The sequence below is a fragment of the Cognatundibacterium griseum genome, assembly GCF_014284195.1.
In the GTDB taxonomy this organism is placed as follows: Bacteria; Pseudomonadota; Gammaproteobacteria; order Burkholderiales; family Burkholderiaceae_D; genus Undibacterium; species Undibacterium griseum.
The window spans coordinates 225,254-239,421 of sequence record NZ_JACOGC010000001.1; the positions used below are offsets into that span (position 1 = coordinate 225,254).

A 14,168-nucleotide genomic window follows, 5' to 3' on the forward strand; every position below is an offset into this window, starting at 1 on the left:
TGAACTGTTCCGGTTGGTCCGGCAGCATGAATGACAAGGTGGCAGCATGGCGCGTTTATCCATACTCGATTTATCTCCGATTGCGCAGGGCAGCGATGCGGCGCAGTCGTTTAAAAATTCCCTCAATCTGGCGCAACATGCCGAACGCTGGGGATATCAGCGTTTCTGGCTGGCAGAGCACCACGGCATGCCCGGCATTGCGAGTGCCGCGACGGCAGTCCTGATGGCGCATGTGGCCGGCGGCACCTCGCGCATCCGGGTTGGCGCAGGCGGCATCATGCTGCCCAATCATTCGCCGCTGGTGATTGCCGAGCAATTCGGCACGCTGGAATCGCTGTTTCCGGGCCGCATTGACCTGGGGCTGGGGCGGGCGCCGGGCTCCGACCAGCGCACGGCGCGGGCATTGCGCCGCAATTTGCTCAGTGATGCCGATGCGTTCCCGCAGGATGTGGCGGAGCTGATGGACTACTTCGCCGATGCCCCGCATGCGGCGGTGCGTGCCGTGCCGGGAGCCGGGTTACAGATTCCGGTATGGATACTCGGCTCCAGCCTGTACGGCGCGCAGCTGGCGGCAGCGCTGGGGCTGCCCTATGCATTTGCCTCGCACTTTGCGCCGCAGCAGATGATGCAGGCGATTGCACTGTACCGTGCGCAGTTCCGCCCTTCGCAACATCTGGCCCAACCGTATGTGATGCTGGGTTTCAATGTGTTTGCGGCAGACAGCGATGAACATGCGCATTTCCTGGCGAGTTCGGCGCAGCAGGCGTTTCTGAATCTGCGCAGTGGCCGGCCAGCGAAAATTCCGTCGCCGGTGCGGGATTTTCTGCAACAGACTGGCGAAGCCGAACGTTATCTGCTGCAACAGATTCTTGCCTGCTCCGCGATCGGCTCACCAGAGACCGTCCGCACCCAGATACAGGCGTTTATCGCGGAGACCGGAGCGGATGAGCTGATGATTGCATCGAATATTTTTGATCACGATCAGCGTCTGCATTCGTATGAAATCGCTGCCAGCGCGATGGCCGCCGTTGCAGCCTGAAACCAGCCGGATGTTGCCGTAGCGGCTGGCGGATAATCCAGCGCCATCGCTCCAGAAAAAAAAGCCTGCCAACTTCTGGTTGGCAGGCTGAAAAATGCTGGAGGATACTTAGGAATAGACACCAGCACGAGGGTAACTTATCCGGCGATGTGATCTGAAGCGGTATCCGGCAGCGCGCTGATTTTGCCACCGGCACTGCGGCGGCCGCGCAGCAGCGACCACAGTTTCCCGAGACTGCGATAAATCAGTCGCATGAAGGTCAGCGTCAGCAGTGCTTCGGTCATCGTCACGACAAAGCCATACGCGGCATTGACACGGGCGCTGCGGGCGCGCATTTTTGCCATCATGCGGTCATGGGCAATTTCAATGCTGTCGTAGAAGGTCGGCACCACCAGCAGTGTCAGCAGTGTGGAGGTGATGGTGCCGCCGATGATGGCAATCGCCAGCGGACGGTAAAATTCACCACCTTCTCCCAGCCCCAGTGCGACTGGCGTCATGCCTGCGATCAGCGCGAAAGTGGTCATCAGGATCGGTCGCAGACGGATGCGGCCGGCCTGCATCAGCGCTTCTTCGCGGTCCATGCCTTCGGCTTCGTTTTTACGCGCCGCATCCAGTAGCAGGATCGCGTTCTTCGCCACCAGCCCCATCAGCATGATGACACCGATCAGGCTCATCAGATTGATCGTGCTGCTGGTCACCAGCAAAGCCAGAACGACGCCGATCAGCGACAGCGGCAGCGACAGCATGACCGCCAGCGGCGCCGTGAAGGAGCTGAACTGGATCACCAGAATCAGATACATCAGACCGATGCCCGACACCAGCGCAATCATCATGGCACCGAACACTTCTTCCTGATCCTGTCCGGAACCGGCGATCGACAAGCCATAACCCGGCGGATAGTTAAATGACTCCGCCAGCTTTTTCGCATCGGCAATCACTTCGCCATTGGAGCGGCCCTGGGCATTGGCAGAGACGGTGATGGTGCGCTTGCCGTTGCTGTGTTCAATGCCGGACGGTCCTTTACCCATGGTGATCGTGGCGATCTGGTCCAGCGGCACCATCTGGTTGGTGCCGGACACGGCAATCGGCAGACGCTCGATATTTTCCTTGCTGACCCGGTCATCCGGATGCAGGCGCACTGCCACGTCGCGGGTTTCGCCGGTCGGGTCCACCCAGTCACCAACCTCAATCCCGGCAAACGCGACCCGCAATGCCTGCGCCGCGTCACTCGACGAGATACCCATGGAATTGGCCAGACCGCGGTTCAGTTCGATTTTCAGCTCTTTTTTCGGATCCTGCTGTGACAGGCCGATATCCACCGCGCCGGGCACGTTCTGCAGTTTTTCCATGTAGGCATTGGTGATTTCCAGCAGCTTGCGCGAATCCGGACCGGTGAATTCAATCTGCACCGGCTTGTTGGCGCCGTTGTTCAGGTCGTCCAGCACGGTGTATTCCGCGCCGACTAACGGCTTGATCTTCTCACGCAATTCCACCGCAATCTCTTTCGCGCTGCGCTTGCGTTCGGTACGCTTGCCGATATCGACATAAATCCGGCCGCCAGCAGCATTGATATTGCTGTTGGTGTCCTTGGTTTCCGGAATGCTGCGGGCGATGGCAGCGGCCCGCTCCATTTTCAGTCGCGCATATTCCAGTGAGGACGAAGCCGGTGTGCGCACCTGTATCATCAGGTTGCCGGAATCGGCAGTCGGCAGAAAGCTGGTGCCGCCCCATTTCGCCTGCAGGAACAACGCGGTGATCAGGCTAACCAGAGCGATGGTGCCCATCCAGCGCCGATGATGCAGCGCCCACGCTATCACCTGGCTGTAACGGTCGGACTGATGGTCGAACCAGTCGTTAAAGCGGGCCAGGATTTTTCCCACGCCTTTTTTCGGCGCGGTATGGTGGTCCGGCGGATCGCCCCAGTAAGCCGACAGCATCGGGTCGAGCGTGAAAGAAATGCCGAGGCTGACCAGCACCGAGCAGGTCACGGTCAGCGCAAACGGACGGAACCATTCTCCCGGCATGCCCGGCATAAACGCCACCGGAATAAACACCGCGATAATCGAAAACGTGGTGGCAGCGACCGCCAGCCCGATTTCTGCCGTGCCTTCCAGCGCTGCCTTGCGGCGGTCAGAACCCATTTGCATGTGGCGGACAATATTTTCACGCACCACAATTGCGTCGTCGATCAGCACACCGATCGCGAGCGACAGGCCGAGCAGAGTCATGAAATTCAGCGTGAAACCACACAGCCAGACCGCGATGAACGCTGCGATGACCGAGGTCGGCAGGCTTAATGCGGTAATCATGGTGGAGCGCCAGGAATTGAGGAAGGCATACACCACAAAAATTGTCAGGCCTGCTCCCAGCACCAGCGATTCAATCACGTTGTTCAGGCTGTTCTGCGCATCCTTGCCGCCATCCCGGGTGATTTCGAGTTTGGTGCCGGGATGCTCTTTGTCAAAGTTCTCGTTGATCTCCTTGACCATATCCCGCACCTGTTTGGCAACGGTGACTGTGCTGGCATCGCGTGATTTAGTGATCTGTAACCCGACATTCGGTTTGCCGCTGCGGATGCTGAGACCGTCCACATCCGCAAAATTATCGTCAATCGATGCTACCTGCGCCAGACGCACAATCTGTTCGCCATTGCGCTTGACCACGACTTTCTGGAACTCTTCCGGCGACTCGATGCGGCCAACGAGGCGAATGCTTTCTTCATCCAGATTGCCGCGTACTTTACCGACCGGCGCATTGGTATTCTGGTTGCGCAATGCGGTCACCACTTCACCGACGGAAACGTTATATTCGCGCAGTTTTTCCGCGTGCAACAGGACAGACAGTTCCCGTTTCAGCGAGCCGTTCACCACCACCGTGGCGACACCGGGAACGGCGCGGAATTTGTCTGCCAGCTTGTCTTCGGCCAGCCGCGAAATTTCTGCATGCGTCATGCTGCTGGAAGATAAAGCCATGTTCAGGATAGGCTGGGCAGACGGGTCCCAGCGATAGATCACCGGCTCGCGCATTTCAGTCGGCATCTTGTAGCGCACATTGGAAACGACATTGCGCACATCATCGCTGGCCTCGATCATGTTCTTTTTAAACACAAACATGATGTCGAAACGCGCCACGCCCTCATTGGCGGAGGAGCTCAGTTCCTTCACGCCCTGTATGCTCTGCAGCGATTTTTCCAGCCGGTTGATAATGTCGCGTTCCACCGTGTCCGGCGAAGCGCCGGGGTAGTTAATCACCAGTGACAGACCGGGCACTTCGACGTCGGGATTCTGATTGACCCGCAGCTTGCTGAGTGCCAGCAGGCCCATCGCCATCAGCGCAATGATCAGCACGATGGTGGCGATCGGTCGCTTGATACTAAAGTCGGATAAGAACATGCTCAGTTTCCTCCTGCATCCTGGCCTTTGGCCGTGTCTGAGGCGCCGGCAGCACTGGCGACCGCCAGTTTGGCGGCGGCCATTTCAATCGCTTGTCCATCCTTGAAGCTGGAGTTCGGACTGCGCATCACGATATCGCCTTCGGTCAGGCCGCTGCGGACTTCGTAATTGCCGGTACGCTGATCGCGTTTGCCGATATTCAGGCTGACCCGCTTCAGGGTTTTTTCCGTTACGCGCCAGGCGTAAGACTGGTCGCCGGATTTGACGACGGCGGCTTCCGGCAGGGTCAGTGCATTCACTGTGGTGGATTCGATATTGCCTTCGGCATACAGGCCGGATACCCGCGGCTGGCTGCTGTCGGCAAAAGCCACCAGCACCTCTACCTGACGTGTGACGTCATTGGCGGCGGGATCGACCCGGGTGATCTTGCCGCGGAATTCCTGATTGCCATAGCCGTTAATCCGGAAGCTGACCGGCTGACCTGTCCTGACCTGCGCGATTTTGTCGGTCGAGACATGACCGGCGAAACGCATGCTGGCCGGGTCGATCACTTTTACCAGCTCTTTGCCGACGGCAGCCGTATCGCCGGCTGACACCTTGCGTTCGCTGACCACGCCGTCAAACGGCGCACGCACCACGGTGCGCTGCAATTGCTGACGGGCGGTGACGGCGCGCGCTTTGGCGGCAGATAATTCACTGCGGGCTGCATTCACTTTGACTTCGGCATCGTCCAGCGCCTGCAGGGAGGTCATGCCCGATGCACGCAGGGTTTTCAGCCGTTGCAGCGAACGGTCAGACTGATCCAGCGCCAGCGCCGCACTGCGTGCCGCATCGTCTGCCGAATTGAGGTTGTCGCGGATCGCGGTTTCATCCAGCCGCACCAGCACATCGCCTTTTTTGACTGCATCGCCGTTTTCTTTCAGAACCTGCAGCACAATGGTGGAGACTTCGGCACGCAGGTCTGCCTTGCGCTCCGGCTGGATCGAACCGGTAATGACCGGACCGGATGCCAGTGCATTGCTCTCGACCTTCAGCACGTCTTCAGGCGCAATCAGCAGCTTCACCGGCGCAGCTGCCTTGGCCTCCGTTGCCGCCGGTTTGGCAGCACTGGCCGAAGTGCTCGCAGAGGTACTGGCGCTGCTGGCTTGTTGATTCTTATCGGTATCTTTGCTGCAGGCCGTGATCGCAAAGACCGAGACGATAGCGAGGGCCAGATATTTTTGAGTGAGCATAATAGGTCTCTTGCACTGGTGAAATAAAGGGGGGCGACAGGGATGCTGCAGTATTCCTAAATCGTGCAACTGAGACAAGTGACAAGGATTTAAGTTGCAGTTTTGGTAGGATGAAATGCGTATTTCAGGGCATGAAACGCAGCCGGCTGGACGAGTCTACCTGAAAAATGATATCAATGTTGCAATTTATTTATCAGGACTCCGCCTGTGCAATCTGTGGCTGGCGTTGCCATCGGTGACAGCCGACCGGCAGGCTTTACAGTGCGTCAGGCATGTTCCTGCAAGCTGGCCAGCAGGCCTTCGGCAGCATCCTCGATGTAGTCCAGTACGGTATCAAAACCGCGGGCACCGCCATAGTAGGGATCAGGAACTTCCTCTGCTGGCGTGTTGCGTGCATAGTGCATGAACAGGTGCAGTTTGTGCCGGTAAGCGGCCGGACAGGCGGCTTCCAGCAGTTGCAGATTATTTTTGTCCATCGCCAGCACCAGATCAAACCGGATGAAGTCTTCCGCCCTGACCTGACGTGCTTTTTGTGATGACAGATCGAAACCACGCTTAATCGCAAACACATGCGAACGCGCATCCGGCGCCTCGCCCACATGGTAGGCATGGGTGCCGGCAGAATCAATCACCAGCTGATCCAGCAGGCCGGCTGCTTTTGCTTTGGCACGGAATACCCCCTCTGCGGTGGGAGAGCGGCAGATATTTCCCATACACACAAACAGGATAGAGCTGACTTTGGAACTGCACATCGTCGTCGTGGGCAAAATAAATAAGCGGAAACCAGAGTCGCGATGTTAGCACTGATGTGCCGCCATAAACCTGATCAGCACGGTCTGTAAATGTCAAACATGTATAAATCAAATTCAGCGGATTTGCGCTACCGGCAGCAAGCCACGCAACACCGCTGCCGCGCTCTGGCTGGCTGACTTGGCCGTATCCGATACGGCAAAAAAACGAAGGAAAAAATTTCTCTTATTTACATTTACTCACATATTTCGTGTCAACAGAATGCAGAAGCACCGCGTTCTTGGCTTACGTAGACTGACTACGCAAGGCAAGCAAAACCAACTTACTCAAGAACAGGACTCATCATGAAAACGATTATCTCCGCTATCATCGCAACGACATTCGCTATGGGTACAGCGTTCGCCCAGACACCAGCAGCACAGTCGGCACCAGCCGCTCCGGCAGCAACCGCCGCCAAAATGGCTGCACCGGCCGCAGCAGCGCCTGCTACCGCAGCAGATACCAAGGCAGCGACACCAGCACCAGCAAAAAAAGCAAAACATAAAAAGCACGCTAAAAAAGCAGCCAGCGCTGACGCAAGCAGCGATGCAGCAAAAACAGCACCTGCAAAATAAGCGTATTTTTATCAGGGAAGTCACTGACTTCCGGAAAAAGGCACCGTCGAGAGACCGGTGCTTTTTTTTATATTTTTTCCGGCCACGATTCCCGGAATACCTGTCCGGCAGCAGGTGAATGAGGCCGCATGGTATGCATGAGAACGCAGTTTGCCTAGAACGGCAGCCTGATTCGGTTGACATCAAAACGCACCGGCTTAGTCGTATAGAACAAATCTCCTAAACCGGTCGTTTTCAGAAAAACTGCGTCAACACAAGTATGCGGCATCGCGTTCTTGGCTTACGTAGACTGACTACGCAACGTAAGCAAAACCAACTCACTCAAGAACAGGACTCATCATGAAAACGATTATCTCCGCTATCATCGCAACGACATTCGCTATGGGTACAGCGTTCGCCCAGACACCAGCAACAACCACGACAACAGCAGTAACAGCCGCAGCGCCAACTGCCGAAGTCAAAGCAGCCGCAGCGTCTGCCGCAGCCAGCACCGAACATAAAATGCATCAGCACCATGCCGCGATGCATGCCAAAAAAGAGGCTGCAGAACAAAAAGCTGAAGCGAAAACAGAAGTGAAAGCCGATGTGAAAACTGAAGTAAAAGCAGATAAAAAAGCGGAAGCAAAAGCAGCAGTCAAGACTGATGTAAAAGCAGACAACAAAGCAGCACCAGCGAAATAATCGCTGATCATTTCCCAGTCGCCTGTTTCATTCGCGGAACAGGCAAAAAAAAACCGGCGTCGAAGATGACGCCGGTTTTTTTATTTTTACAGTATGGGTCAGAAGCGCTGCATGCACTTCAGCACTTCTTCATCAATCAGGTTTCCATTTTTTTGGCAACTTCGGAGTGGCTTCTTTGTTCCCGTTTCGTTCACAGCGATTTTGACCGGCTGCAGCCACTCACCGGTTTTCGGACGGAAATATCCGTTGGCGGGATTCCAGAAGCGGAAAGGTAATGCCACAATGTGATTATCCTGATTGATCTGTACGACAAAATGCAAGTGAGGCGCACTGGAATAGCCGCTGTTACCAGATAAACCAATTGGTGATCCGGTAGCAATGCGCTGACCTGGTTTGAGTTGAGAAGAGTATTGTTTTAAATGTGCATAGCTCGCCCATGTACCGTCGCCATGCAGGACGATGACATGATTATCTTTCCCCAGAAAACTTTTTTCCAGTCGACCATCATCCGGAAAGTGATTTACATTGGCGATGACGATTCCTTCACGACTCGCCATGATCGGTGTGTCGATCGGCATCAGAATATCCAGTGCATAGTGACTCGCGATATCATTGTGGGTGGATGCAGCACTACCTTCCGCCTGACTTACATATCGCGCCTCCGGCCAGAAAAAAGGCGGCAGATATTTAGCCTGCATATCTGGCCGGGCAGATGGATTTCCAATTCGCAAATCAAACTGATAATGATAAAAAAATGGTTGGCGTGGATTATCTGCCCACAGTTCATTCAATAACACCGTGGAATAAGGGTGAATCAGACGCTTTACTGGCCACGGTAAGCTTGCGGCGGTATTGGTCGATTGCGTAAGTCGGATGTCGATGGTTTGTGCAATTGCACCGCCATTTTTCACGATCAGCCGGTCGCGGCCTTGATATTTTTCAACCTCTACGCTGATCAGCGATGATTGAGCAATACCTGACCCGGGCAGCAAGATTAGTAAGCTAGCTAAAATTTTTTTCACTAATAAAGAATTCATCACTGTTATCAGTTTCTAATTTTCAAATACAGTAATCGAGTCGGAATTTTTTATAACATTCTGGTTCATTCCTGTCACTGACAATGCGATATTTTATTTGTGTTTCCGCATGTAAATCACCCGCGGGCAGGGAATGGCAGCAGATATTTGCGGGCACCAGAACGATACCGTGACTGACCATTTTCGGCAGGAAATTTCCATCAGATCGGGACGGTCGCCCATCCCCAGATTGCAGGTGGATTCCAAAGCGCGGTCTATGCTGTTTCCCTGAAAAAATCCGTAGCCGCTGATTTTGCGCAGCGCATCGGCGGCTTTGTCCGGTGCCACACTGCCTGGGCGCACGATCAGCTCGCGTTCTTTCAGCGCAACGCTGGTTTCGGTCTCGGTGGCATCGCAACGCCATTGACGGCCATCCCGCCCGCACTGCGCCACGTAGTACAGTGGCCTGCCTTGCAATTGTGCGTGCGGACGGCATCTGACATCCGCAAAATGCGCCTGACCATTGGCTTCAAACGCCTGTGCATCAATCGCCGCCACAGCCAGGCCATAGCGTTCACCGCAGACCATTTGTTCGAGTTGTAAGCGTTCCTGACGCGACAGTTTTGCCGGATAAGTGGTTTCTGCCTGCGCCAGTGCAGTTCCGCACAGCAACGCAGACCACATCAGTGCCACAGAAAAGAGAAAATCAGCTCGGTGCATTATCAGTCGACACCATGCCAGTGCAGAGTCAAAGTCAGGTGAATGATTGTAAAACCAATCGTGATGACATAAACAGGATGCAGGCGAAAAGAAAGCAGAAGGGGGAGGTGATTCGCCCGGTGATGCACAGGCTGCATCCGGTATCAGAAAAAACGCAATACTGAACCGTATATCGCGTGGCAAGAACAGTGATGCAACAGCATCGTGGACAGCCACTGACCAGCGATCAGTGACTGCACGCAGATCAGCGGTAAAACGCCTCGACCACGCCCTTGACCTTGATCATCATCGGATTGCCTTTGCGGTCGCGGGTCTTGCCTGCCTGCACGCTGACCCAGCCTTCGCTGATGCAGTATTCCTCGACGTCGGTGCGTTCTTTGCCGTTGATTTTGATCCCGATATCGTGCTGAAACACGTCAGCATTGTAAAACGGGCTGCGCGGATCGATGGACAAACGATCCGGTAATGGGGGGAGTTGTGATGTCGTATTCATGGGGCAGAATTATCCATCAGATAGCCGCCGGGTTCAATGGCTGAATCGGCAAGCCGGAATCACAGTGCGGCAGCTTGCGCCATCAGCGCGCGCAGACGCTGGTGTGCCGCATCTTCATGATCAATTTTCCATTGCTGCTTGGCGCACAGATAATGTCCGGTGAACACATCCAGATAGGCTTCCAGCGTCTGCGCCGCCAGCGTTTCGCCCGCCAGCGCCAGGCACAGCGCGGCGACCTCCGAGGTACACAGATGATCGTCGCGGCGCGAACGGCGCAACTGGTAGCGCGATACCTGCTCCGGTTCCAGACTCAATACCGGAAACGGTAACAGGTAAGGGCTTTTTTTAAAAATCTTCCGGGCTTCCGGCCAGGTGGCATCGAGCAGGATAAATAGCGGACGTTTTGCCGTACCGGACAATGCAGCACCGGCATCACTACCCGCACTGGAAACGGCTGCCGGTATCGCTGGCAGCAATTGCGTAATCACCCGCTCCGGCGCGACAAATTCGCCCGGAAAAACGACGTAAGGTTGCCATTGCGGGTCTGCCAGCAGCGCCAGTAAAGCCGGATCGGTTTCCGTACGCGCCCAGCCAAAGGCCATCGTATCCGGCACCACATCGGCGATCAGCCAGCCGGTATTGCTCGGTTTTAAAGTTTCATGTTCCGCCATCAACAGGCAAAAACCGACATGCGTCGGCACCACACTACGCAGATGGCACAAACAATGACTGAGAATCAGACGGCAACCACCGCAACGCTCACCGTGCGGGCCGCCACGTGCCAGAAATGGTCGCGTACTGCGCGCCAGCCGGGCGGTACGCAGACGGGACACGGCATGAGGAGAATGAATAACAGATGACATCAAAAAAACGGGAAAACGAAACAATCAATCAGCCAATGCAGCAAAGCGTTGTGACGCAGAAAACACCTGACCATGTGTGACAAGGCCATACAAAAAACCACCTGCATGATAGCAGGTGGTCTGCGTAAAAACCGGTGAGTAGCGCCGCTGTTTTATTTCGCAAATTGGGCGTAATACGCCTGCACTGCCGGCAGCGCCGCAATGCGCTCCATATGCGCATTCAGCGCCGGAGCGACCTGCTGTACCAGATCTGTCGGCACATGATCCAGACGACCGGAATTCAGCGCGCGGATATCCACAAATACTTTCAAGTCAGCCACCGTCAGACGGCCATCGGCGAAGTATTCCCCGCCATGAGCGAGCAACTGCTTTTCCAGCCAGCGCAGATACACCGGCATCGACCCATTCACCAGCGTCAGCCGCGCCGCTTTTTGTTCATCACCTGTCATGCGGAAAGTTGGTCCGATTTTAATGCCTGCTTCTTCCACCACGAAACTGACTTCATCGCAGTACAAAGCCTGCAAAGGGTCCGCCGGATATAAGCCTGCCAGCTTACCCGCATAACGCAGCATCGCATCACACTGCGTCACTTTCACACCATCCACCTCCAGCACCGGCACCTGCCCGAACGGCGCAGTTTGCCGCACATCGGCAAATTCCGGATACGCAAAGCGGTGATCCTCAAACGCCACCCCGCCAATCGCCAACGCCAGCCGCACCGGCTCGCCACGACCACCGTGAAAATCGAAATAGGTCAGTTTAAGTTGAGGCATGTTTTCTCCTGAAAGCTTTGATAGATAAAGGCAGACACTCACATGTCTGTGGCGCGAGAATCATAGCATGCGTTATAAACAGAAGTAGATCAGAGACTGGTTTTACTATTAGAAGTCATGCTTGGTAATGGTGCGTATAGATTTTATCGATATGACTATGTGGATAGCAGAATATTTATTTAAATTAATCGGTGTGTATATCTTAAAAAACACATGAACGTTCATGTTCCTGAGTAAGCGTTTTTAAACCAGATTCAAATAATGAGACTTATCGTCCGTAGACCTATAAGTCACATCTCTTCATGATTGCTTACCTGATAACGCGAGGTTAAGCGATGGAGAATCGAGAATTAATTCAATTTGGGCTGCACCTAAAAAAATTAAGAATGGAGAGGGGATTAAGCCAAGAGCAACTTGGATTAATTGCGGAACTTGATCGAACCTATATCAGCGGAATAGAGCGTGGAATACGAAATGTCGGCTTAATCAATATATTTCGAATCGCAAGAGCATTGAATATATTGCCTGCTCAGTTATTCTCAATAGAAGAGAAATAGTCATGTCAAATCGAGCGTTTTATGCTGAGAGTTTGACAGCGTTCATAGCAGAGTCGCCGGATGCGATTGTCGGCAAAATCACACAAAACCATACCCAAGAATTGGTATATCAACAAACTGGCGCGTGGATTACTCAGATCGAAATTTTACAAACGGCTCTACGTGGTTTGGGTGAAGGATATTTATTTTTTGAATTTCAAATACCACGTATGGGTAAACGTGCCGATGTCCTTTTGATATACAAAAACCTTATTTTCATTTTAGAATTTAAAGTTGGTGCACAAGATTACGCAGCGCAAGACATGCGCCAAGCCCATGGCTATGCGATCGATCTGCATCATTTTCATGAAGGTAGTCATGAAAAAATTCTCATACCAATTTTGGTTGCAACCGGAGCGCCACCTAAGAATAATACTTTGACAGACGGCGCTGACGGTGTGTATGAACCACTGCGTGCCAATAGCAATAATATGGCGAGCGTAATTCAGTATTGTGTTGATGAAATCGATCAGCCACCAGTTATCGAATTGCAAGCTTGGCTAAATTCTTCCTATAAACCAACGCCAACCATTATTGAAGCAGCGCAAGCGCTATACGCCGATCACGATGTTAATGATATTGCTCGCAATGATGCGGGTGCGCAGAATCTGCATGTGACATCGCAAGCATTGCAAGAAATCATTCACCAAGCACGGTTGCAACGACGCAAAACTATCTGCTTTGTCACAGGAGTTCCCGGAGCGGGTAAGACCTTAGTCGGATTAAATATTGCCACTAATGTTGGTTCAGATAAAGAAGAGCAAGCGGTTTTTTTATCCGGTAACGGCCCGTTGGTAGAAGTATTAACCGAAGCGTTAGCGCGTGACTCAGTACAACGACATGCACACAAGAACAAAGCCACCGCACTTCGCGCGGCATCTGCATCGATTCAAAATATTCATAAATTCCGTGATGAATACATCAAAGACTTGTCGGCGCCAAACGAGCATGTTGTGATTTTTGATGAAGCACAACGCGCATGGGATCAAGAGAACACGTCAAAGTTCATGATGACCAAACGTGGTCAAAAAAACTTCGCACAATCTGAGCCCGAGTTTCTCATTAGTGTCATGGATAGGCACGAGGATTGGTGCGTGATCATTGCCCTTATCGGCGGCGGGCAAGAAATCAACACCGGCGAGGCAGGCTTACAAGGATGGGCGGATGCGCTGGAGCTACATTTTCCAAATTGGGATGTGTACTACTCAGATAAACTCACCCAAGTTGAATACGCTGGGCGCGATGTGAGTTTTGATCAGGTCTCTAATGCGCAAGCTGTATCTAGTTTGCATTTGGCGATATCGATGCGTTCCTTCCGTGCGGAGAAACTTTCGCACATGGTGCATCACGTCATTCACAATAATCCGCAAGCGGCGATTGAAATTTATCAGTCGTTTAAAGACAAATTTCCTATCGTCGTCACTCGCGATTTACAAGCAGCTAAGGCTTGGATCAAACAACGTAGTCGTGCGAACGAAACCAAAGGCGTCATCGCATCTTCAGGTGCAGTACGTCTCAAACCCGAAGGTATCTTCGTTAAAAATCGACTATCCGCGGCAGATTGGTTTTTGAATGAGCAAGACGATATACGCTCATGCCATTTTTTAGAAGATGTGGCGACTGAATTTGATATTCAGGGGCTAGAGCTTGATTGGTGTTTAGTCGGCTGGGACGCAGATTATCGTTACATCAATGGACAATTTGAACATTGGAAATTCACAGGCACAACATGGAAGCGCCGGCAGCAAGAAGAACAACAACGTTATCTTGAAAATGCTTACCGTGTTTTGCTCACCCGAGCACGACAAGGTATGGTGATTTTTGTACCGCGAGGGGACGCACAAGATGGCACACGCTTACCTCGATTCTTCGACCAGAGTTATGATTATTTATCGAGTTGTGGGATCAATTCCATATATTTAAATAAAGATAAGACACGCATTATTTAATCTATTTTTTATTTATAAATATCTTTGGAAGCGCAAAAAAAGCCCAACAA

At 53.1% G+C, this 14,168-nt stretch carries 13 protein-coding genes; 5 read left to right on the plus strand and 8 right to left on the minus strand.

Annotation, left to right across the window (positions count from 1 at the left end):
• Positions 1-46: 46 nt before the first annotated feature.
• The gene (locus H8K27_RS00885) at positions 47-1,039 is read left to right on the plus strand and encodes an LLM class flavin-dependent oxidoreductase (protein ID WP_186861355.1); all 993 of its coding nucleotides are present in this window, start codon (positions 47-49) and stop codon (positions 1,037-1,039) included.
• A gap of 137 nt (positions 1,040-1,176) precedes the next feature.
• Here the strand turns inward: H8K27_RS00885 and H8K27_RS00890 are convergent, their stop codons facing one another.
• From H8K27_RS00890 to H8K27_RS00900, 3 genes are all read right to left on the minus strand, one after another.
• Complete coding sequence (locus H8K27_RS00890; protein ID WP_186861356.1) at positions 1,177-4,431, minus strand: efflux RND transporter permease subunit; 3,255 nt, start codon at positions 4,429-4,431, stop codon at positions 1,177-1,179.
• A gap of 2 nt (positions 4,432-4,433) precedes the next feature.
• A complete protein-coding gene (locus tag H8K27_RS00895; protein ID WP_186861357.1) occupies positions 4,434-5,663 on the minus strand; it encodes an efflux RND transporter periplasmic adaptor subunit in 1,230 nt (409 codons plus the stop codon).
• A gap of 266 nt (positions 5,664-5,929) precedes the next feature.
• The gene (locus H8K27_RS00900) at positions 5,930-6,415 is read right to left on the minus strand and encodes a low molecular weight protein-tyrosine-phosphatase (RefSeq protein ID WP_186861358.1); all 486 of its coding nucleotides are present in this window, start codon (positions 6,413-6,415) and stop codon (positions 5,930-5,932) included.
• 342 nt (positions 6,416-6,757) lie between these two features.
• Between H8K27_RS00900 and H8K27_RS00905 the strand changes: the two genes are divergently transcribed.
• Together H8K27_RS00905 and H8K27_RS00910 are read left to right on the plus strand one after the other, a co-directional pair.
• The gene (locus H8K27_RS00905; RefSeq protein ID WP_186861359.1) at positions 6,758-7,027 is read left to right on the plus strand and encodes a hypothetical protein; all 270 of its coding nucleotides are present in this window, start codon (positions 6,758-6,760) and stop codon (positions 7,025-7,027) included.
• Positions 7,028-7,366: 339 nt separating this feature from the next.
• Positions 7,367-7,708 (plus strand): hypothetical protein, encoded by a 342-nt coding sequence (locus H8K27_RS00910; protein WP_186861360.1) that lies wholly within the window; start codon positions 7,367-7,369, stop codon positions 7,706-7,708.
• 98 nt (positions 7,709-7,806) lie between these two features.
• Here the strand turns inward: H8K27_RS00910 and H8K27_RS00915 are convergent, their stop codons facing one another.
• From H8K27_RS00915 to H8K27_RS00935, 5 genes are all read right to left on the minus strand, one after another.
• Positions 7,807-8,745 carry a M23 family metallopeptidase gene (locus H8K27_RS00915; RefSeq protein ID WP_186861361.1) on the minus strand — a complete coding sequence of 313 codons (939 nt, stop codon included), beginning with the start codon at positions 8,743-8,745 and terminating at the stop codon, positions 7,807-7,809.
• Positions 8,746-8,838: 93 nt separating this feature from the next.
• A complete protein-coding gene (locus tag H8K27_RS00920) occupies positions 8,839-9,408 on the minus strand; it encodes a hypothetical protein (protein WP_186861362.1) in 570 nt (189 codons plus the stop codon).
• 280 nt (positions 9,409-9,688) lie between these two features.
• The gene (locus H8K27_RS00925; RefSeq protein ID WP_186861363.1) at positions 9,689-9,937 is read right to left on the minus strand and encodes a DUF3297 family protein; all 249 of its coding nucleotides are present in this window, start codon (positions 9,935-9,937) and stop codon (positions 9,689-9,691) included.
• Positions 9,938-9,996: 59 nt separating this feature from the next.
• The gene (locus H8K27_RS00930) at positions 9,997-10,800 is read right to left on the minus strand and encodes a tRNA-uridine aminocarboxypropyltransferase (RefSeq protein WP_186861364.1); all 804 of its coding nucleotides are present in this window, start codon (positions 10,798-10,800) and stop codon (positions 9,997-9,999) included.
• Positions 10,801-10,952: 152 nt separating this feature from the next.
• Positions 10,953-11,573, minus strand: coding sequence for a glutathione S-transferase (locus H8K27_RS00935; RefSeq protein ID WP_186861365.1), 621 nt, complete (start codon positions 11,571-11,573; stop codon positions 10,953-10,955).
• A gap of 335 nt (positions 11,574-11,908) precedes the next feature.
• Here H8K27_RS00935 and H8K27_RS00940 point away from each other — a divergent pair, with 335 nt between their 5' ends.
• Complete coding sequence (locus H8K27_RS00940) at positions 11,909-12,130, plus strand: helix-turn-helix domain-containing protein (RefSeq protein WP_186861366.1); 222 nt, start codon at positions 11,909-11,911, stop codon at positions 12,128-12,130.
• Positions 12,131-12,132: 2 nt separating this feature from the next.
• The gene (locus H8K27_RS00945) at positions 12,133-14,118 is read left to right on the plus strand and encodes a DUF2075 domain-containing protein (RefSeq protein ID WP_186861367.1); all 1,986 of its coding nucleotides are present in this window, start codon (positions 12,133-12,135) and stop codon (positions 14,116-14,118) included.
• Positions 14,119-14,168: the final 50 nt, after the last annotated feature.

Excerpts from the sequence above, each read along its gene's own strand:
- H8K27_RS00940 (WP_186861366.1), top strand. The coding sequence starts at position 11,909 with ATGGAGAATCGAGAATTAATTCAATTTGGGCTGCACCTAAAAAAATTA.
- H8K27_RS00885 (WP_186861355.1), top strand. The coding sequence starts at position 47 with ATGGCGCGTTTATCCATACTCGATTTATCTCCGATTGCGCAGGGCAGC.
- H8K27_RS00920 (WP_186861362.1), bottom strand. The coding sequence starts at position 9,408 with ATGTGGTCTGCGTTGCTGTGCGGAACTGCACTGGCGCAGGCAGAAACC.
- H8K27_RS00890 (WP_186861356.1), bottom strand. The coding sequence starts at position 4,431 with ATGTTCTTATCCGACTTTAGTATCAAGCGACCGATCGCCACCATCGTG.
- H8K27_RS00935 (WP_186861365.1), bottom strand. The coding sequence starts at position 11,573 with ATGCCTCAACTTAAACTGACCTATTTCGATTTTCACGGTGGTCGTGGC.
- H8K27_RS00895 (WP_186861357.1), bottom strand. The coding sequence starts at position 5,663 with ATGCTCACTCAAAAATATCTGGCCCTCGCTATCGTCTCGGTCTTTGCG.
- H8K27_RS00905 (WP_186861359.1), top strand. The coding sequence starts at position 6,758 with ATGAAAACGATTATCTCCGCTATCATCGCAACGACATTCGCTATGGGT.
- H8K27_RS00910 (WP_186861360.1), top strand. The coding sequence starts at position 7,367 with ATGAAAACGATTATCTCCGCTATCATCGCAACGACATTCGCTATGGGT.
- H8K27_RS00925 (WP_186861363.1), bottom strand. The coding sequence starts at position 9,937 with ATGAATACGACATCACAACTCCCCCCATTACCGGATCGTTTGTCCATC.
- H8K27_RS00945 (WP_186861367.1), top strand. The coding sequence starts at position 12,133 with ATGTCAAATCGAGCGTTTTATGCTGAGAGTTTGACAGCGTTCATAGCA.
- H8K27_RS00915 (WP_186861361.1), bottom strand. The coding sequence starts at position 8,745 with ATGAATTCTTTATTAGTGAAAAAAATTTTAGCTAGCTTACTAATCTTG.
- H8K27_RS00900 (WP_186861358.1), bottom strand. The coding sequence starts at position 6,415 with ATGTGCAGTTCCAAAGTCAGCTCTATCCTGTTTGTGTGTATGGGAAAT.
- H8K27_RS00930 (WP_186861364.1), bottom strand. The coding sequence starts at position 10,800 with ATGTCATCTGTTATTCATTCTCCTCATGCCGTGTCCCGTCTGCGTACC.